At 55.5% G+C, this 19,451-nt stretch carries 20 protein-coding genes; 11 read left to right on the top strand and 9 right to left on the bottom strand.

Translation table 11 applies throughout. The annotated features are described in order from the left end of the window. The first annotated feature begins 388 nt into the window (after positions 1 to 388). Positions 389 to 1,723: a 2-hydroxycarboxylate transporter family protein gene (locus BV390_RS00710; protein ID WP_032699373.1), complete on the top strand. Its 1,335-nt coding sequence runs from the start codon at positions 389 to 391 to the stop codon at positions 1,721 to 1,723. Positions 1,724 to 1,787: 64 nt separating this feature from the next. Here the strand turns inward: BV390_RS00710 and pyk are convergent, their stop codons facing one another. Further along, on the bottom strand, positions 1,788 to 3,230 hold the full coding sequence (gene pyk, locus BV390_RS00705; RefSeq protein ID WP_032686929.1) for a pyruvate kinase: 1,443 nt from the start codon (positions 3,228 to 3,230) through the stop codon (positions 1,788 to 1,790). A 126-nt stretch (positions 3,231 to 3,356) separates the two neighbouring features. Then, on the bottom strand, positions 3,357 to 4,262 hold the full coding sequence (locus BV390_RS00700) for a MurR/RpiR family transcriptional regulator (protein ID WP_160873290.1): 906 nt from the start codon (positions 4,260 to 4,262) through the stop codon (positions 3,357 to 3,359). Positions 4,263 to 4,581: 319 nt separating this feature from the next. Here BV390_RS00700 and zwf point away from each other — a divergent pair, with 319 nt between their 5' ends. The 3 genes from zwf to BV390_RS00680 all read left to right on the top strand — a co-directional run bounded on the left by zwf (position 4,582) and on the right by BV390_RS00680 (position 8,771). Then, positions 4,582 to 6,057, top strand: coding sequence for a glucose-6-phosphate dehydrogenase (gene zwf / locus BV390_RS00690; RefSeq protein ID WP_032686930.1), 1,476 nt, complete (start codon positions 4,582 to 4,584; stop codon positions 6,055 to 6,057). A 221-nt stretch (positions 6,058 to 6,278) separates the two neighbouring features. Beyond that, positions 6,279 to 8,090 (top strand): phosphogluconate dehydratase, encoded by a 1,812-nt coding sequence (gene edd, locus BV390_RS00685; RefSeq protein ID WP_032686931.1) that lies wholly within the window; start codon positions 6,279 to 6,281, stop codon positions 8,088 to 8,090. A gap of 39 nt (positions 8,091 to 8,129) precedes the next feature. Further along, a complete protein-coding gene (locus tag BV390_RS00680; protein ID WP_032695282.1) occupies positions 8,130 to 8,771 on the top strand; it encodes a bifunctional 4-hydroxy-2-oxoglutarate aldolase/2-dehydro-3-deoxy-phosphogluconate aldolase in 642 nt (213 codons plus the stop codon). 62 nt (positions 8,772 to 8,833) lie between these two features. Here BV390_RS00680 and purT read toward each other — a convergent pair whose 3' ends face one another. After that, positions 8,834 to 10,012 (bottom strand): formate-dependent phosphoribosylglycinamide formyltransferase, encoded by a 1,179-nt coding sequence (purT, locus tag BV390_RS00675; RefSeq protein ID WP_085396360.1) that lies wholly within the window; start codon positions 10,010 to 10,012, stop codon positions 8,834 to 8,836. 135 nt (positions 10,013 to 10,147) lie between these two features. Here purT and BV390_RS00670 point away from each other — a divergent pair, with 135 nt between their 5' ends. From BV390_RS00670 to ptrB, 3 genes are all read left to right on the top strand, one after another. Further along, positions 10,148 to 10,570: a YebG family protein gene (locus tag BV390_RS00670; RefSeq protein ID WP_085396359.1), complete on the top strand. Its 423-nt coding sequence runs from the start codon at positions 10,148 to 10,150 to the stop codon at positions 10,568 to 10,570. Positions 10,571 to 10,667: 97 nt separating this feature from the next. Then, positions 10,668 to 11,354 (top strand): tellurite resistance TerB family protein, encoded by a 687-nt coding sequence (locus BV390_RS00665; RefSeq protein WP_085396358.1) that lies wholly within the window; start codon positions 10,668 to 10,670, stop codon positions 11,352 to 11,354. A 117-nt stretch (positions 11,355 to 11,471) separates the two neighbouring features. Further along, entirely contained in the window at positions 11,472 to 13,532 is a 2,061-nt protein-coding gene (gene ptrB / locus BV390_RS00660) for an oligopeptidase B (protein ID WP_085396357.1), read from the top strand. Between the two features lie 5 nt (positions 13,533 to 13,537). Here ptrB and exoX read toward each other — a convergent pair whose 3' ends face one another. Continuing rightward, a complete protein-coding gene (gene exoX / locus BV390_RS00655) occupies positions 13,538 to 14,197 on the bottom strand; it encodes an exodeoxyribonuclease X (protein ID WP_032686937.1) in 660 nt (219 codons plus the stop codon). Between the two features lie 78 nt (positions 14,198 to 14,275). Beyond that, entirely contained in the window at positions 14,276 to 14,506 is a 231-nt protein-coding gene (locus tag BV390_RS00650) for a DNA polymerase III subunit theta (protein WP_004863978.1), read from the bottom strand. Between the two features lie 126 nt (positions 14,507 to 14,632). On the opposite strand from BV390_RS00650, the gene yobA reads away from it, so the two are divergent. Genes yobA through BV390_RS00635 form a run of 3 tightly spaced genes read left to right on the top strand, consistent with a single transcriptional unit; the run spans position 14,633 to position 16,235 of the window. Beyond that, on the top strand, positions 14,633 to 15,007 hold the full coding sequence (gene yobA / locus BV390_RS00645; RefSeq protein ID WP_032695279.1) for a CopC domain-containing protein YobA: 375 nt from the start codon (positions 14,633 to 14,635) through the stop codon (positions 15,005 to 15,007). A 3-nt stretch (positions 15,008 to 15,010) separates the two neighbouring features. Continuing rightward, on the top strand, positions 15,011 to 15,880 hold the full coding sequence (gene copD, locus BV390_RS00640) for a copper homeostasis membrane protein CopD (RefSeq protein ID WP_032686939.1): 870 nt from the start codon (positions 15,011 to 15,013) through the stop codon (positions 15,878 to 15,880). Positions 15,881 to 15,893: 13 nt separating this feature from the next. Next, on the top strand, positions 15,894 to 16,235 hold the full coding sequence (locus tag BV390_RS00635; protein ID WP_099001803.1) for a YebY family protein: 342 nt from the start codon (positions 15,894 to 15,896) through the stop codon (positions 16,233 to 16,235). Between the two features lie 579 nt (positions 16,236 to 16,814). On the opposite strand, the gene BV390_RS31035 is transcribed toward BV390_RS00635, so the two are convergent. Together BV390_RS31035 and BV390_RS00630 are read right to left on the bottom strand one after the other, a co-directional pair. Beyond that, a complete protein-coding gene (locus tag BV390_RS31035; protein WP_142131748.1) occupies positions 16,815 to 16,958 on the bottom strand; it encodes an Ecr family regulatory small membrane protein in 144 nt (47 codons plus the stop codon). Between the two features lie 117 nt (positions 16,959 to 17,075). Continuing rightward, entirely contained in the window at positions 17,076 to 18,047 is a 972-nt protein-coding gene (locus BV390_RS00630; RefSeq protein ID WP_206098725.1) for a VirK/YbjX family protein, read from the bottom strand. A gap of 142 nt (positions 18,048 to 18,189) precedes the next feature. On the opposite strand from BV390_RS00630, the gene pphA reads away from it, so the two are divergent. After that, a complete protein-coding gene (gene pphA, locus BV390_RS00625; RefSeq protein ID WP_032686983.1) occupies positions 18,190 to 18,834 on the top strand; it encodes a protein-serine/threonine phosphatase in 645 nt (214 codons plus the stop codon). A 5-nt stretch (positions 18,835 to 18,839) separates the two neighbouring features. Here pphA and BV390_RS00620 read toward each other — a convergent pair whose 3' ends face one another. Both BV390_RS00620 and BV390_RS00615 read right to left on the bottom strand, forming a co-directional pair. Beyond that, complete coding sequence (locus BV390_RS00620; RefSeq protein ID WP_032686984.1) at positions 18,840 to 19,031, bottom strand: YdfD/YebW family protein; 192 nt, start codon at positions 19,029 to 19,031, stop codon at positions 18,840 to 18,842. Positions 19,032 to 19,124: 93 nt separating this feature from the next. After that, positions 19,125 to 19,364 (bottom strand): YebV family protein, encoded by a 240-nt coding sequence (locus tag BV390_RS00615; protein WP_004863958.1) that lies wholly within the window; start codon positions 19,362 to 19,364, stop codon positions 19,125 to 19,127. Positions 19,365 to 19,451: the final 87 nt, after the last annotated feature.

The raw sequence follows: 19,451 nt of genomic DNA, 5'->3' as shown, positions 1-19,451 counted from the left end.
TTTTAATCTAACGATCCCCTATGGAATGAAAGGTGATTGAAATCACAGTGGCGGGTATTTAAATAATTTCGCCTTGGGAACTTTACTTACAAATAGCGGCGCGGAGATTAACTCCTTGTTTTTCATGACTGCCGATAATTAAATGTCGTGACTGATAACTTTAGCTACGCCGTAATAATTTAAATTACTTAAACGGGAGTTTCTAACTCAGTCACAAAGTCGTGAAGGAAGGGCGTGGTTTTCTTTTTTAGCGAAAACTCCTGTGCTACCGTTTATCTGGTTTTAATTCGCATACTTCTTCATTTTTTTGTTTTTTTATTTTTATTTTACTGCGCAATTTTAATATTGCGCCTCGATCCTACGCCATCTATTACAATTCAGGTGCAACATGAAAAATAATTCACTCAACCATCCGGTAGAACAAACGCACTCGAGTGGGCAAACTCCGCGTTTCTTATCCAACGTTGACGTCGGCGCCGTACCTTTAACGTTGTTTGTCGGTATCGCAACGATTGTCGCCGTCTCATCAATGGCGGGACTGTTGCCAAAGAACATGATTGGCGGGCTGGCGGTCATTATGACCCTGGGATTCGCTCTGGCCAAAATCGGCCGAATGGTGCCGGTGCTTAAAGATATCGGCGGTCCGGCTATTTTGTGTTTGATGATGCCGTCGGTGCTGGTCTATTTCGGGGTATTTGATCCCCATACTCTGGGCACCGTGCATCTGTTGATGAAAGAGGCCAATTTACTCTATTTTGTCATCGCCTGCCTGGTGGTCGGCAGTATTCTGGGCATGAACAGAACCATTCTTATCCAGGGTATGGTGCGCATGTTCGTTCCGCTGGTGGTGGGGACCGGGGCGGCGATCGCGACGGGCCTGCTGGTGGGCAGCTTATTCGGCTACAGTCTTTACCACACCTTTTTCTTTATTATCGTGCCGATTATCGGCGGCGGTATTGGGGAAGGGATCCTGCCGCTGTCGCTGGCCTATTCGGCGATCCTTGGGCAAACCCCGGACGTGTATGTTGCACAGCTAGCGCCCGCTGCGGTGGTGGGGAATATCTTCGCCATTATCTGCGCCGGCTTTCTGGCACGCCTGGGCGTCCGCCGTCCGGCGCTGTCCGGTGATGGTATGTTGATTCGCAGCCATGATGATAACCACGTTTTCTCGCAGTCTCAGGCAGGGCAGCCTACCGATTTCCAGCTGATGGGGGCCGGGCTGCTAATGATCTGCGCATTTTTCATCGTTGGCGGGCTGCTGGAGAAAGTGCTGCACATCCCGGGACCGGTATTGATGATTCTGGCCGCCGTTCTGTGCAAATACAGCAAAATTATCCCTGCCGCGATGGAGCTGGGGGCGCATAGCTGCTACAAATTTGTCTCCGCCGCCCTCGTCTGGCCGCTGATGATCGGCCTTGGGATGCTGTATGTCCCGCTGGAGAGCGTTGTTTCCGTCTTCTCCATCGGCTACGTGGTGGTTTGCGGTTCCATCGTTATTGCCATGGCGTTAAGCGGATTTTTCATCGCTTCCCGGCTGAATATGTATCCTGTTGAAGCGGCGATTGTCACCAGCTGCCACAGTGGGCTGGGCGGTACCGGGGATGTGGCGATACTCTCGGCATCGAATCGCATGTCGCTGATGCCATTTGCACAGATTGCCACCCGTATCGGCGGCGCCTCAACGGTGATTGCCGCGACATTGCTGCTGAGCTGGATTGTCTGATTGCGGATAAAAAAAACCTGCCGGCATGATGCTGGCAGGTTAGGCGTTCACCACGAGGTCGATATTACTCGACGGTCAGAATACGCGTGGTGTTGGTGCTGCCGATGGTGCTCATCACGTCACCCTGGGTCACGATAACGAGGTCACCCGAGACCAGATAGCCTTTATCACGCAGCAGATTCACCGCATCGTGCGCCGCAGCAACGCCGTCGTTGGTGCTGTCGAAGTGAACCGGCGTCACGCCGCGATACAGGGCGGTCAGGTTCAGCGTACGTTCATGGCGGGAGAGGGCGAAAATGGGCAGGCCAGAGCTAATGCGTGAAGTCATCAGCGCGGTACGACCGGACTCGGTCATGGTGATGATCGCGGTGACACCTTTCAGGTGGTTCGCCGCATACATCGCTGACATGGCAATCGCCTCTTCAACGTTGTCGAACTGGATATCCAGACGATGTTTGGAGACATTGAGGCTTGGGATTTTTTCGGCGCCCAGACAGACGCGCGCCATCGCGGCCACGGTTTCTGACGGATACTGACCGGCGGCGGTTTCCGCAGAGAGCATCACGGCATCGGTACCATCGAGGACGGCGTTGGCAACGTCCATGACTTCCGCGCGGGTTGGCATCGGGTTAGTAATCATCGACTCCATCATCTGAGTCGCGGTGATGACCGAACGGTTCAGCTGACGAGCGCGGCGAATCAGGGCTTTCTGAATACCCACCAGTTCCGGATCGCCGATTTCCACGCCAAGGTCGCCACGGGCAACCATCACCACGTCGGAGGCCAGAATAACGTCGTCCATCGCGTCCTGATCGCAAACCGCTTCCGCACGCTCGACTTTCGCGACGATCTTCGCATCGCAGCCGGCTTCACGCGCCAGGCGGCGGGCATAGTTCAGGTCTTCGCCACAGCGTGGGAAGGAGACGGCCAGGTAATCAACGCCGATTTTCGCCGCGGTGACGATGTCAGCCTTGTCTTTCTCAGTCAGCGCTTCGGCGGACAGGCCGCCACCCAGTTTGTTGATCCCTTTATTGTTTGACAGCGGTCCGCCGACGGTGACTTCGGTGAACACCTTCAGACCCTGAACTTCGATCACTTTCAGCTGTACGCGGCCATCGTCCAGCAGCAGGATATCGCCTGGCACGACGTCCGCCGGCAGGCCTTTATAATCAATACCGACTTTCTCTTTGTCGCCTTCGCCTTTACCCAGCTCTGCATCGAGCAGGAATTTGTCGCCGATATTAAGGAAAATTTTGCCTTCTTTGAAGGTGGATACGCGAATTTTCGGGCCTTGCAGATCGCCGAGGATGGCCACGTGACGGCCCAGTTTTGCCGCGATTTGACGGACTTTATCTGCACGAATCTGATGATCTTCCGGGGTACCGTGAGAGAAGTTCATACGTACCACGTTAGCGCCTGCGGCGATCACCTTTTCAAGGTTATTATCACGATCGGTTGCCGGGCCTAAGGTCGTTACGATTTTGGTTCTGCGAAGCCTTCTGGACATGTAATACTCCGTTGACTAAAACAACTTTGGTGTTGCGTGAACATGGAATCGGCGGTGCCGGTCAGCAATGTCGCTCTGCCGGAACGTAACCGAAGGTGTAATGGGTCACTACCTAATTATCAAGTTTTATGGGTTGTCGCTGTGTACAGGCAGCTCTTTATCAAAACGCGATTCCTTCAATGCTTCCTTGACCCTCTTCAAGTTATCTCTGAATTTCGCTCCTCGACGGAGGGTAAAGCCGGTGGCCAGCACATCTATGACCGTCAGTTGGGCAAGACGTGAAACCATGGGCATATAGATATCCGTATCTTCGGGGACATCAAGCGTAATCGACAAGGTTGCCTCTCGCGCCAGCGGGGTACCCGCCGACGTGATGGCGATGACCATGGCATCGTTTTCACGCGCCAGCTGCGCCAGTTCGACCTGGCTTTTCGTCCGGCCAGTATGTGAGATAATCACGACAACGTCATCATCATTGCAATTCATACAGCTCATGCGTTGCAGGACAATGTCGTCGGAGTAGATAACCGGAACGTTAAAACGGAAAAATTTGTTCATGGCGTCATGAGCGACGGCTGCCGAAGAACCGAGGCCAAAGAAGGCAATTTTCTTGGCCTGGGTCAGAAGGTCGACGGCGCGATTGACCGCTGACATATCGAGAGAGTGGTGGACCTGATCTAAACTGGCCATGGCTGACTCGAAAATTTTTCCCGTATAGGACTCTACGCTGTCGTCTTCATCGACATTGCGGTTAACATAGAGAGTACCGTGTGCCAGGCTTTGTGCCAGGTGAAGTTTAAAATCGGGAAAGCCGCGGGTTTCCAGGCTCCGACAAAAACGGTTAACGGTCGGTTCACTGACGCCAGCTTCCAGCGCCAGGGCCGCAATGCTTGAATGAATCGCCTGAGCAGGCGTAGCAAGAATGACTTCCGCCACTTTGCGTTCGGATTTGCTAAGGTGTTCCAGCCGGGACTGGATTTTTTCCAGCATATTCATGGGTAACGGAGCGCTCATCAGTGGAAGCGATTTCATTAATGGATGAAATCATCAGGCGTTTTAGCAAGAATATACCCCTCCGTTACGCTAAGCGGGGAGGAATGACGTTAAAAAATGTTGTTTTTTTTCATTACATGATCAGAGTCGTATTTTATTAACTTAAAACCGGTCGAAAGAACGAACAGGTTTAGCCGCTTGCCCAAATAGTCGCCGAAACTTTTCTCCGCGTGCGGTTTAGCGCCGGGAATGGCGGCCTGAGGGTTTCGGGAAGTTCGTAAACACAGTACAGTGCAGTGTAAGAAAATTACAAATATAGCCTGGCATAAGCACCAGACTATCAACTGAGGAGAATGACATGGCGGTAACGCAAACGGCCCAGGCATGCGATCTGGTCATTTTCGGCGCGAAGGGTGACCTGGCGCGGCGTAAATTGTTGCCTTCCCTGTATCAGCTCGAAAAAGCTGGCCAGATCAACCCTGAGACCCGGATTATCGGGGTCGGACGTGCTGACTGGGATAAAGATGCTTACACCAGGGTCGTACGTGAAGCGCTTGAAACCTTCATGAAGGAAAAGATTGATGAAGGTTTGTGGGACACCCTGAGCGGACGTCTGGATTTTTGTAACCTCGATGTGAACGATACCAAAGCGTTTTCCCGTCTGGGCAAAATGCTGGATCAGGAAAACCGCGTCACCATCAACTACTTTGCCATGCCGCCAAGCACTTTTGGCGCCATTTGCAAAGGCCTCGGCCAGGCGAAACTGAACGCCAAACCTGCGCGCGTGGTGATGGAAAAACCGCTGGGCACCTCTCTGGATACCTCCCGCGAGATCAACGATCAGGTCGGCGAATTCTTCGAAGAATGCCAGGTTTACCGTATCGACCATTACCTTGGCAAAGAAACGGTGCTCAACCTGCTGGCGCTGCGCTTTGCGAACTCCCTGTTTGTCAATAACTGGGACTGCCGCACGATCGACCACGTTGAAATCACCGTCGCGGAAGAAGTGGGTATCGAAGGCCGCTGGGGTTACTTCGATCAGGCCGGGCAAATGCGCGACATGATCCAGAACCATCTGCTGCAGATCCTGTGCATGATCGCGATGTCGCCGCCGTCAGACCTCAGTGCCGACAGCATTCGTGACGAAAAAGTCAAAGTGCTGAAGTCGCTGCGCCGTATCGACCGCTCCAACGTACGTGAGAAAACGGTCCGCGGCCAGTACACCGCCGGCTTCGCCCAGGGTAAAAAAGTCCCGGGCTACCTCGAAGAAGAGGGGGCGAACAAATCCAGCAATACCGAGACCTTTGTGGCTATCCGCGTCGATATCGATAACTGGCGCTGGGCCGGCGTGCCGTTCTACCTGCGTACCGGTAAACGCCTGCCGACCAAATGTTCTGAAGTGGTGGTTTATTTTAAAACCCCGGAGCTGAACCTGTTTAAAGAGAACTGGCAGGAGCTGCCGCAGAACAAGCTGACGATTCGCCTGCAGCCGGATGAGGGCGTGGATATTCAGGTCCTCAACAAAGTGCCGGGTCTTGACCACAAACACAATCTGCAGATAACCAAGCTGGATCTGAGCTATTCGGAGACCTTCAACCAGACTCACCTGGCGGATGCCTATGAACGTCTGCTGCTGGAAACCATGCGCGGTATCCAGGCGCTGTTCGTGCGTCGCGATGAAGTCGAAGAGGCGTGGAAGTGGGTTGACTCCATTACTGAAGCCTGGGCTGCCGATCGCGATGCGCCGAAGCCCTATCAGGCAGGTACCTGGGGGCCGGTCGCCTCTGTGGCGATGATCACCCGCGACGGTCGTTCCTGGAACGAATTTGAATAGTTTGCGCGTTATCCGGAGGGGTTATTTTACCGGTAACATGATCTGACGCAGCAAGTCGCATAATTTTTGCTCTTTTAAGCCCCGGGAGGATTCACCCCCGGGGCTTTTTTTATTACACTGCGGATAGATATTTTGCCGCTGAGCTGCAGTGTTGGTGCCTTTCACCTTCTAAGAGGTTGCTAAAATGCTGTGGCCGGACAGATAAAAATTCAGGAGCCTTTATGAATTCGACAATGTTACGGGTAACAAATCGCATTATCGAACGGTCGCGCGATACCCGCACCGCCTACCTCGCACGGATTAACCAGGCGAAGACGGATACCGTCCATCGCGCGCAGCTGGCGTGCGGTAATCTCGCCCACGGCTTTGCTGCCTGTCAGTCGGACGATAAAGCCTCGCTGAAAAGCATGTTGCGTAACAATATCGCCATCATCACTTCTTACAACGACATGCTGTCCGCCCACCAGCCCTATGAGTATTATCCGGATATCATCCGCAAAGCGCTGCATTCGGTGAATGCGGTAGGCCAGGTCGCGGGAGGCGTACCGGCGATGTGCGACGGCGTCACCCAAGGGCAGGACGGGATGGAACTCTCCCTTCTGAGCCGCGAAGTGATTGCAATGTCGGCCGCGATCGGCCTGTCGCATAACATGTTCGACGGCGCGCTGTATCTGGGCGTATGTGACAAAATTGTCCCCGGACTGACGATGGCCGCGCTCTCCTTTGGCCACCTGCCGTCAGTATTCGTGCCGTCTGGCCCGATGGCCAGCGGCCTGCCAAATAAAGAAAAAGTACGCATCCGCCAGCTGTATGCCGAGGGTAAAGTCGATCGTATGGCGCTGCTGGAGTCTGAAGCGGCCTCCTACCACGCCCCGGGTACCTGCACATTTTACGGCACGGCGAACACCAACCAGATGGTGGTGGAATTTATGGGCATGCAGCTCCCGGGCTCGTCGTTTGTGCATCCGGATGCCGAATTGCGCCAGGCGCTGACCGCCGCCGCCGCACGCCAGGTAACGCGCATGACCGGTAACGGTAATGAATGGATGCCGCTGGGCAAAATGTTTGATGAGAAAGTGGTGGTGAACGGGATCGTTGCGTTGCTGGCAACCGGCGGTTCGACCAACCATACGATGCACCTGGTCGCAATGGCTCGCGCGGCGGGCATTATCATTAACTGGGATGATTTCTCCGATCTCTCCGATGTTGTGCCGCTGCTGGCGCGCCTTTACCCGAACGGTCCGGCGGATATTAACCACTTCCAGGCCGCGGGCGGCGTACCGGTGCTGGTTCGTGAGCTGCTGAAAGGCGGTTTGCTGCACGAAGATGTCAACACCGTAGCCGGTTTTGGTCTCTCCCGTTACACCATGGAACCGTGGCTGAATAACGGCGAGCTGGACTGGCGCGAAGGGGCGACGGCGCCATTAGACGATCAGGTTATTGCGACTTTCGACAAGCCATTCTCTCGCCATGGCGGGACGAAAGTGCTGAGCGGCAACCTCGGGCGTGCGGTGATGAAAACCTCGGCCGTACCGGTTGAGAACCAGATAATTGAAGCCCCGGCGGTGGTGTTTGAAAGCCAGCACGACGTTTTGCCTGCTTTCGAAGCCGGAATGCTGGACAAGGATTGCGTGGTGGTTGTTCGCCATCAGGGGCCAAAAGCGAACGGCATGCCAGAATTACATAAACTTATGCCGCCACTTGGTGTATTATTGGACCGCCGTTTCAAAATTGCGCTGGTTACCGATGGTCGACTCTCTGGCGCATCTGGCAAGGTCCCGTCAGCAATCCACGTTACGCCTGAAGCGTACGATGGTGGGCTGCTGGCAAAAGTACGTGATGGCGATATTATCCGCGTCAACGGGCAGACGGGCGAACTGACGCTGCTGGTGGATGACGCTGAGCTGGCTGCACGCCAGCCGCATGTTCCTGACCTCAGCGGTTCGCGCGTCGGGAGCGGCCGGGAAATGTTCGCAGCGCTGCGTGAAAAACTCTCCGGAGCCGAACAGGGCGCAACCTGCATCACTTTTTAAGACGATACAATTTGTAGATCTGGCGAGAGAGAAACTCTAATGAAAAACTGGAAAACAACTGCAGAAGCAATCCTCACCAACGGCCCGGTTGTCCCGGTGATCGTGGTGAAAAAGCTGGAACACGCTGTGCCGATGGCCAAAGCGCTGGTTGCCGGCGGCGTACGCGTACTGGAAGTCACGCTGCGTACCGCATGCGCGCTGGATGCGATCCGCGCGATTGCGCAAGAAGTGCCGGAGGCGATTGTCGGCGCAGGTACCGTAACAAACGTTGAGCAGCTGAAAGCCGTCACCGAGGCTGGCGCGCAGTTCGCTATCAGCCCGGGTCTGACCGAGTCCCTGCTGAAAGCGGCGACTGAAGAAGGGTCCATCCCGCTGATCCCGGGGATTAGCACCGTCTCCGAACTGATGCTGGGCATGCAGTATGGCCTGAAAGAGTTCAAATTCTTCCCGGCGGAAGCTAACGGTGGTGTAAAAGCGCTGCAGGCGATTGGCGGTCCGTTCGCGCATATCCGTTTCTGCCCGACTGGCGGCATCTCACCGGCGAACTACCGCGACTACCTGGCACTGAACAGCGTGCTGTGCATCGGCGGTTCCTGGCTGGTTCCGGCGGATGCGCTGGAAGCGGGCGATTACGACCGTATTACCAAAATTGCTCGCGAAGCGGTTGAAGGCGCGAAGTAATTTTCACGCCCTGATAAATGGCGAAATCCAGACCCGGTAGCGTTGACGCGACCGGGTTTTTTTTATCCCTGAACCTGCACCGCTGACGCAGCGGCTTTCGCGCGAGCCACCGCCTCATCGACGCTATCGGCGACGGCCAGCGTGACGCCCAGTCGACGAGAACCGTCAATCTCCGGCTTACCGAACAGGCGTAGCTGCAGTCCCGCCCCTACCGCGCCCTGGAGATTGCTAAAGGTGACGTTCTGGCTGGTGAGCTGCGGCAGAATGACCGCGGAGGCCGCCGGGCCATACTGACGAATCGCGCCAACCGGCAGACCGAGGAAGGCGCGAACGTGCAGCGCAAATTCCGAGAGATCCTGGGAAATCAGCGTCACCATCCCGGTGTCATGCGGGCGAGGGGAGACTTCACTGAAAATCACCTCATCACCGCAGACGAACAGCTCCACGCCAAACAGACCGTAGCCGCCAAGCGCCAGCACGACTTTGCTGGCAATCTCCTGGGCGCGGGCCAACGCCAGCTCGCTCATCTGCTGCGGCTGCCAGGATTCGCGGTAATCGCCATCCTCCTGGCGATGGCCGACCGGCGCACAGAAATGGACGCCATCGACCGCGCTGACGGTAAGCAGGGTAATTTCAAAATCGAAATTCACCACCCCCTCGACGATAACCCGACCGGCGCCCGCGCGGCCGCCTTGTTGCGCGTAGCGCCAGGCCTCGGCCAGCTGGTCAGAGTGACGAATAAAGCTCTGGCCTTTACCAGAAGAGCTCATGACCGGCTTCACAATGCAGGGAAGGCCAATCTCCGCGACGGCTTCGCGAAAGGCCTCTTCGCTGTCGGCAAAGCGGTATGCCGAGGTGGGAAGCTGCAGCTCCTCTGCGGCCAGGCGGCGAATACCTTCGCGATTCATGGTCAGTTTCGCCGCGCGAGCGGTGGGGACGACTTTCTGCCCGGCCTGCTCCAGCTCCACCAGCATATCCGTGGCGATGGCTTCAATTTCCGGCACGATAAAGTCGGGTTTTTCTTCCGCAATCAGCGCGCGCAGCGTTTCACCGTGCAGCATGTTGATGACGTGCGAACGATGCGCCACTTGCATCGCCGGCGCGTCGGGGTAGCGGTCGACCGCGATGGTCTCAATACCCAGCCGTTGGCACTCAATGGCGACTTCTTTACCCAGTTCGCCGGAACCTAACAACATCACCCGCGTCGCTGCCGGACGCAGCGCTGTGCCTAATAACGTCATGACTCTTTTCCACAGTAAAAAAACATGCGTCGCATTATAAACGAAAACGTTTGCGTCTGTCTTTACGGCTGTTGGTTGAGTCCCGGGTGAAAATTTGCTATACTGTATAAAAATACAGTATAAAGGGGCTGCACAATGGCGGTTGAAATTAAATATGTGGTGATCCGCGAAGGTGAGGAAAAGATGTCGTTTACCAGCAAAAAAGAGGCCGATGCTTACGACAAAATGCTCGATCTTGCCGAGGTCCTCAACGACTGGCTGGTCGAGTGCCCGCTGACGCTGGATGAAACCCAGCGCGATGAAATGGCAATGTGGCTGGCGGAACGTAAAGAGACATTGCACCACATCCTGAGATCAGGAAAACTCCCGGAAGCGGAAGCGGAAGCGGAAGCGGAAGCGGAAGCGGAAGCGGAAGCGGAAGCGGAAGACGGTACGAACGGTCAGGCTTCTCAGGACGAGAGCTCCGCGGCTGAAACCTCAGAGGCCGCAGCGGAGGGAGCGAGCGAACAACCCGCGGCAACCGCGCCTGTAAAATCGCGCAAGGTGAAGGCCGCCTGAGTCCGGCCGAATTTGCGCATCTTTAGCTGCTCATAACATTTCCTGACATCTCGTCGTTTAGGCTGATGACATCGCTTAATAAGCAACGAGGGAAATCATGGCTAACTGGCTTAATCAACTCCAGTCCCTGCTGGGCCAGCAGGGACCGTCTTCCTCATCAGGCGAGCGGTCTGATGGTAAAAGCTTCCTTCTGCCCGGGGCGCTGGGCGGCCTGGCGGGGCTGCTGGTGGCCAGTAAATCATCGCGTAAGCTGCTGGCTAAATATGGCACCAGCGCACTGCTGGTTGGCGGCGGCGCGGTGGCGGGAAGCGTGCTGTGGAACAAGTACCAGCAGAAAATGCGGGAAAATTCCCCTGCGCAATCTGTCGCTTCTTCTGTGCAACCCGCCGGGGCGTCAACCTCGCCAGCCTCCGGGCTCGATGCCCGCAGTGAACGGCTCATTCTGGCGCTGGTGTTTGCCGCGAAAAGCGACGGGCACATTGATGACAGCGAGCGGGCAAACATTGATGAGCAGCTGCGCGCGGCTGGTATTGCCGTGCAGGGGCGCGTTCTTATCGATCGCGCTCTGGCCCAGCCTCTCGATCCGCAGCGTCTGGCGCAGGGCCTCACCAACGAGCAAGAGGCGCTGGAGATCTATTACATCAGCTGTGCGGCGATCGATATCGACCATTTTATGGAGCGTAGCTATCTCAACGCTCTGGGTGAGGCTTTAGGCCTTCCGCCGGAAGTGCGTGCCGACATCGAACAGGATATCCAGGCACAAAAACAGGCGCTTTCTACCTAAATCCGCAGGTTTTGCTTGCAACGTGGGCCACTTTTGCCACCCTTATACACACGCCATCCTTCAAGCCGCTTCTTGAATGATTTTGTGTATGAAATACAGGATGCAGAAGACCAAAAGATGCCACCAAAAGCAAAACGAATTCCCCACGCCATGACCCTTCATGGCGATACCCGTATCGATAATTACTTCTGGCTGCGCGACGACGAGCGTTCGCGGCCGGAAGTGCTTGATTATCTTCGCGAGGAAAATGAGTACGGACAGCAGGTCATGGCGACTCAACGTAGCCTGCAGGAGCGGGTGCTAAAAGAGATTATTGACCGTATCCCGCCGCGCGAAGTCTCCGCGCCCTACAGCAAAAATGGCTACCGCTATCGTCAGGTGTATGAGCCGGGCTGTGAATACGCTATTTATCAGCGTCAGTCGGTGCTGAAAGAGGAGTGGGATGAATGGGAAGTGCTGCTCGATAGCAACCAGCGCGCGGCGCAGAGCGAATTCTATACTCTCGGTGGGCTGGGCATTTCGCCGGATAACACGATGATGGCGCTGGCGGAGGATTATCTCTCCCGTCGGCAGTATGGCCTGCGCTTGTGCAATCTGCAAAATGGCGAATGGTATCCTGAAGTGCTGGAAAACGTTTCGCCGGAATTCGCCTGGAGCAATGATTCGCAAACGCTGTGGTATGTCCGCAAGCACCCGACTACGCTGCTGCCTTATCAGGTCTGGCGGCATACCGTGGGCGCTTCGCCGCACTCCGATGCGCTGGTCTACGAGGAGAAGGATGAAACCTTCTACGTCAGCCTCCATACGACCACCTCCCGGCAATTCGCCGTTATCTATCTTGCCAGCGCGACAACCAGTGAAGTGCGGCTGCTGAATACCGAAATGCCGGATGCGGAACCGGTGTGTTTCCTGCCGCGGCGTAAAGATCACGAGTACAGTCTCGATCATTACCAGCATGCCTTTTATCTTCGCTCTAACCGCGAGGGGAAAAACTTCGGTCTCTACCGTACCCATGAGCGCGACGAACGGCAGTGGGAGACGCTGATTGCGCCACGCCAGGATGTGATGCTCGAGGGATTCACCCTGTTTACCGACTGGTTGGTGGTTGAGGAGCGCCAGCGCGGGTTAACCAGCCTGCGCCAGATCAACCGCAAGACCCGGGAAGTGGTGGGGATCGCCTTTGATGATCCGGCCTACGTGACCTGGCTTGCCTATAATCCGGAACCGGAAACTTCACGCTTGCGCTACGGATACTCCTCCATGACCACGCCGGATACGCTCTTTGAGCTGGATATGGACACCGGTGAGCGGCGGGTACTGAAGCAACAGGAAGTGAAAGGGTTTGAGGCCAGTCATTATCGCAGCGAACATTTGTGGATTAAGGCTCGCGATGGTGTGGAGGTTCCTGTTTCGCTGGTTTATCGGCGTGAGCATTTCCGCAAGGGTGTCAGTCCGCTGTTGGTCTATGCCTACGGGTCGTACGGCGCCAGTGAAGATGCCGATTTCAGCGCCAGCCGGTTGAGCCTGCTCGATCGGGGTTTCGTGTTTGCGATTGCCCACGTCCGCGGCGGCGGGGAATTAGGGCAGCAGTGGTACGAAGAAGGCAAGTTCCTGTGTAAAAAGAATACCTTTAACGATTATCTCGATGTTTGCGATGCGCTGCTGGCGCAGGGATATGGCAATCCTCGCCTGTGCTACGGCATGGGCGGCAGCGCGGGCGGCATGTTAATGGGCGTCGCCATTAATGAGCGGCCGGAGCTGTTTCACGGCGTAGTGGCTCAGGTTCCGTTTGTCGATGTCCTGACCACAATGCTCGACGAGTCGATTCCGCTGACGACCGGGGAATTTGAAGAGTGGGGAAATCCGCAGGACGAAGAGTACTACCGCTATATGAAGAGCTACAGTCCTTACGATGGCGTCACGGCGCAAGCCTATCCCCATCTGCTGGTGACTACCGGCCTGCACGATTCCCAGGTGCAATACTGGGAACCGGCAAAATGGGTGGCGAAGCTGCGCGAGCTGAAAACGGACGATAACCTGCTACTGCTGTGCACCGATATGGATTCAGGGCACGGCGGTAAGTCGGGACGCTTTAAAAGCTATGAAGGGGTTGCGCTGGAGTATGCCTTTCTGATTGGCCTGGCGCAGGGGACGTTACCCGGCCAGGCAAACGTTTAGCGTCGCTACTCCCCGAGATAGTGCTTGAGCGTCAAGCGCAGCTCGGGGCTCATCCGATCCAGGTTATTGAACAGCCAGCGTAAATAGCCCGGGTCGTTTTCTGCGATTTCGGCCACCGCCTTACCGCGATATTTACCGAAGGTAAAGGTGGTCAACAGCGCCGGACGACCGGTAATGGTCGCCATCTCCTCAGGCCGCCAGCCGGAAACGTGCATAATATCGAGAAGCAGTGCGGCGGTGATATAGCAGTCGTACAGCGCGCGGTGCTGATGCAGCCCCGCAGGCGTTGCGACACTGAGCTTACGCGATTTATACAGTCCCATATTGCTGTATTTAATGCCTGGCCACAGGCGACGGGCCAGCTTCATGGTGCAGATCCACTCCCCGTGCATTTCCGGTAACACCCGGCGGTCGAAACTGGCGTTGTGGGCGACATACCACCGGCTGCCGATGTAATGCGGCAGAACCTCTTCAATCCACGGCTTGTCGGCGACCATCTCTTCGGTGATACGGTGAATCGCCATGGCCTGGGGGCTGATAGGTCGATCGGGACGAACCAGATGACTCATGGGATTGGTTATCTGACCATCGACAATATCAACAGAGGCGATTTCCACAATGCCCCCCTGCAGTCCGCAGGTTTCCGTATCGATTACGCGTAGCATGGCTCACTCCGGCCGAAAAAAACCAGCGTAATTGAATGCGCAGCGCTTGCCAACCGGGACGCCCTTAAGGGACGAGAATTATTTCGCTTTGGGTTCATAGGGTAGTCGCGACAGTGAAACCGACGCCAGTCGATGGGCGATCAGGCGTTCACGGAACCAGTCACGCAGGTGTGACGGTTGCTCCCGCTCCACTAAATCGGCGACAACGGGCATATTGTAACGCTCTTTAAAGGCGACACCGGCCGCGGCAAGGTCGACGTTCACTTTGTCCATCTCGTCCTGCGAAATTTTGGCCAGATTTTTTTCCATATGGTTTCTCCTTCATGATGCCGAAAAGCGATCGGGCGCGACGTCGGACCGGGACGCATCGCTCGACTACGCCATTATACAGGGTTATTCTCTGTGCTACATACATAACGAAAAGGAATGACGATTATGCGTACCATCGCCGGGCGCGCGTTGCGTGCCTCTGCTTTTTTCGCCGGCTTTCTGGTCAGCACCGCGGCCTTAGCCCATGCGCATCTTCAACAGCAAACGCCTGCCGCAGATTCGACGGTCACCGCCTCTCCCGAATCACTGACCCTGAGCTTTTCTGAAGGTATCGAAACGGCCTTTAGCGCAGTGACCCTCACCGGCCCGCAGCAGAAAGCCGTTGCGACCGGCAAGCTGGCGCGCAGCGACAGCAATAAAGCTCAGCTGATTGTTCCGCTGACGCAGCCGCTGTCTGCGGGGGAGTATACCGTTGACTGGCACGTGGTCTCCGTTGATGGCCACAAAACCAAAGGGCAATACCACTTTAGCGTGAAATAACGCATGCTCTCGGGAATCTATATCGGTCTGCGCTTCGTCCACTTTCTCTCGCTGATGGTGGCATTTGGCTGCGTGCTGTATGGCGCGTGGTGGGCGCCGCTGACGCTACGGCGTTTGCTAATGCAGCGTTTCTTCCCGCTTCTGCGTCATCTGCTGCTGCTTAGCGCGGTTTCTGCGCTGTTGATGCTGATGGTACAGGGCGGTCTGATGGGGAATGGCTGGGCGGACCTCTGGCAGCCTGCTATCTGGCAAGCCGTCGCCGGCACCCGCTTTGGCAGCGTCTGGGTCTGGCAGATTCTGCTGGCGTGGATTGCGCTGGCGATCGCGTGGCTCAAACCGCGTCGTCCGGCGCGTCTGCTGCTGGTGCTGCTGTGCGCGCAGATCTTGCTGATGGCGGGCGTTGGCCATGCGGCAATGAGCGAGGGTGTGCGGGGCGTGGTGCAGCGGACTAACCACGCTGTACATCTGTTCTGTGTCGCCGGCTGGTTTGGCGGGCTGCTGCCGTTCATCTACTGCCTGCGCCTGGCGCGCGGGCGCTGGCGTCAGGCCGCTATCGGCACCATGATGCGCTTTTCTCGGTACGGACATCTGGCGGTCGCGGGCGCGATCGCCAGCGGCGTGCTGAATGCGCTGCTGATCCAGGGCGGATTATTCCGTGATTCGTTGTGGGGAGAGATGCTATTGATCAAATGTGCCCTGGTCGCTGGGATGGTAGCAATTGCGCTGGTGAACAGGTATGTTCTGGTGCCACGTATGTCGGTGAGCGGAACGCGAGCGGAGCAGCTCATTTTGCGCACCACGCAGGTTGAAATGGCGCTCGGAGCATTGGCGCTGCTGGCCGTCAGTCTGTTTGCAACCTGGGAACCTTACTGAATTAACTGGCTAAATCATGAAAAAAACTCTTCTGACTATGTTGTTACTGGCAAGCTCTGGCGTCGCGCTGGCAGCACCGCAGATTATCACCGTTAGCCGCTTCGAAGTGGGTAAAGATAATTGGGCGTTCAATCGCGAAGAGGTGATGTTGACCTGTCGCCCGGGGAATGCGCTGTTTGCCATTAACCCCAGCACGCTGGTGCAGTATCCGTTGAATGATGTTGCTGAGCAGCAGGTGAAAGCGGGTAAAACCAGCGCTCAGCCGATCTCAGTGATCCAGGTCGACGATCCGCAGCATCCGGGACAAAAAATGAGCCTCGCGCCATTTATTGAGCGCGCGCAGAAGCTTTGTTGATACCCGAACCTATCTTACTGTATTAACATATAAAAAACCGCCAGCATTCCTCTCAGGAAGCGGCGGTTTTTTGTTGGCGCTGGCCATTTTGTCAGGAATTATTCGACCACTTTTGTTGCGGACTGGAAAACCTGACGCGGTAAACTATTCTTATAAGGCAAGGCGACTTAGCCTGCATTAATGCCAACTTTTAGCGCACGGCTCTCTCCCAAGAGCCATTTCCCTGGACCGAATACAGGAATCGTGTTCGGTCTCTTTTTATCTGAAGCTTATCAACTCGTTACAAAATAAGACCGCAATCGATCCCTCATTTCCCGTTACGGTCTTTTTCCCTTATACCACAACAAAAAACGCCTTAACATTCTCTTTACAGAAAATCTGAGCTGGAGACATCCGGGTCTGCGGGTCAACGTCAGGGCGATGGCGTGCCGCCCGTTCGGAGTCGGGGTCGTCATCGCAGCGGGATATCCATACCCTGAAGATACGCGGGCATATTATTTTATTGCGATCTATTTGGCTGCTCGTTGACAGGAAATGAAAGGCCGTCAGGAAGAGGAGGGGAGGAATAAAAACAACGTATTATTCAGGCGCGACGATTGACGGATACAGCTGGGATTCAAGGTAGCAGACCAGATTCCAGATCTCCCCGCTGAAAATAAACCAAAGCGCGCCGAGGAGAATTATTATCACGATAACCAGAAGGGCAATTTCACTTTTACTCATAACTTCAATGGCTACCCGAAAGGAAACGATGAAGTGATGATAGTAACGAAACCACAGGATAAGATGCAAACGCCGTGATTTAAAAACGGCGTTTGTTTGCTATGGACAGGCGTTCCCTCAGAGTTGGGAAGTCAGCCGTGCGACCTGCGCGGCCAGGTCGTCCAGCAGTTGGAAGCGGCGACGGTATTCCGCCCGCTTTTTACTGGCGATGTCCTCCAGCGACTTCCTTTCCATCTGTTGCGGCAAGCGCCAGCGCCAGGCGCCATCGGCTACGCCATCAATGGACTGCCAGAACTCATCATAGCTGGCGTGGAAATGGCGTCCCTTGCTGAGACGATAGCGCAGCGCGCGGAAAACGTGGCCGTTATCGCTTACGCCATAAATGGCCTGAATGTGGCTTCTTGCGGCCAGCGCCCAGATAAACTCGAGCAGCAGGCGTTTAGGAAACAGACCAAAGCAGGCGCGGGTGGCGAACTTGATGACTTCATGCGGCACATTACGTCGCGGCCCCTGCAGTCCGCCGATAACCAGCTGCCATTGCTCCTGCTGGCGCACAACGCTGAATGTGGCGCTGGCCAGCAGCGTCTGGTTACCATCGCGCAGCCACAATGTGGTTTCGCCTTCGCGCTCGGCTTTACCTGCGGAGGAGGCCGAGAGAGTGAAGCGGGTTTCATCTTTACCCTGCAATTCCAGCAGGGGCGTCTCTTTGGCGGCGGTCATGGCGGCAGCCAGCTGCGCGCCTGGCAATGAGTCGATGAACTGATAGTGGCTGATAATCGCCTGGGCGCGCTGGCTGGCGTTTAACCCACGGGTCAGATACTGGCGGTGTACTTTACCCGGCAGGGTGACCTGCGCGGCAAGTAACTGATTAAAGTCAGGACGCACGGAAAGATTATCCAGCATTGCGCGAGTGGGCGTATAAAATAAGGCCGTACGCAATAAAAATTTCAGCCGGTAATTACGCTTTTGCCAAATCGGAGCGGGAATAAGTCTGCCCATCACCAGATCGGCAATAAGATTTGTGCGGGGCTGTTGTGCGAAGGCTGAGTGCAGGCTATTGTCCGTCACGATAAAATACCTCGTTGTTATTTAGCCTCTATTTTAAGGGCTCGCTAAGGCGAGATTAATATCCTGGCGGACTATATTTCTGTTTCGTTTATATTTGATTGAGGTGTGTATCTTCGGGGTGGCAGCGGGAGAATTAACTATAATTGTATCAGGGGGACAAAATATGTATCAGCGCATTGAGGGGGCGGCCTGGCGCAATATCTGGCTGGTTGGCGATCTGCATGGCTGCTTTGCCGTATTGATGAACCAGCTCCGGCATATAAAATTCGACCCTTACCAGGATCTTCTCATCTCGGTGGGCGATTTGATCGATCGCGGGCCGCAAAGTGCGAAATGTCTCGCGCTTCTCGACTGCCGCTGGTTCCGTGCGGTGCGAGGTAACCATGAACAGATGGCGTTGGATGCGCAAGAGAGCGGGGCGTTGACGCTATGGGTCATGAACGGAGGCCACTGGTATCAGGAGAGCATGCGCGGCGAGCGGCAGCAGATTGACGAACTCCTGAGTCGCTGTCGTCAGCTGCCGCTGATTGTCGAACTCAGCGCCGGGTCGCTGCGCCATATTGTGGCCCACGCCGACTACCCGGCGGCGACCTATCGTTGGCAGCAGCCGGTAGATGCGCAACAGGTGCTGTGGAGCAGACAGCGCCTGATGGACCATCTGGCTGGTCGGCATGGCGCAATAGGTGGAGCGGACCACTTTTGGTTTGGCCACACGCCGTTGAAGCAACGTTATGATAGCGATAATCAACATTACATTGATACGGGGGCGGTATTCGGCGGTGAACTGACCCTGGTACAGCTGCAGTAAGCGGCTTAAAAATCGCTGTATTCGCTGGCGGGCTGCCAGAAACCATCAATAAAATCCTCAACCGGAAAACAGCCGCCCTGGCGTATCCGCTGATCGTCCATCGCGACAAGGCACCGTCGTTCGTTATCGTAGACGTCGACGACAATATCTTCGCAACCACCGTCCAGGTAACAAATAAACAAAACTAAGGCGAACATCCTGGCCTCATGTTTGGGTTTGTTAATCAGTATAGGGTAGCTCATAAACGGGGGGAATAAATAACCCGTCTCAGGCGACGGGTTCTTTTTGAATCAGGCAACGCGCATGATCCAGGCATCGGATTGTTGATCGTAGTGCTTACGGTAGAGGACGGAATGTTGGCCATCAAGAATGGCAGGGACGCTGGTTTCCGCATCCCAGCCATCCAGCTGCATGCATAAGTCCGGATCGGATTTGCAAGGAATGCTTAACGTTCGCTCTCCCTGCTGTTCACCGTGCAGCTCGGCATCGTCTATCTCAAACGCGCCGATTCGAATGCTGGTTTTACTCATAAATTCACCCCGTTGGTCTGCTGAATTGTGGTACGACCAGTTAGGCCGTCATTTTTCAGCGTAGACAACGGGGGACAAACCGCCAGT

Source organism: Klebsiella sp. YJ, from assembly GCF_002108615.1.
GTDB lineage: Bacteria > Pseudomonadota > Gammaproteobacteria > Enterobacterales > Enterobacteriaceae > Klebsiella > Klebsiella planticola.
Note: the sequence above shows the minus strand (reverse complement) of the source record. Positions and strands in the feature narration are given on the sequence as shown.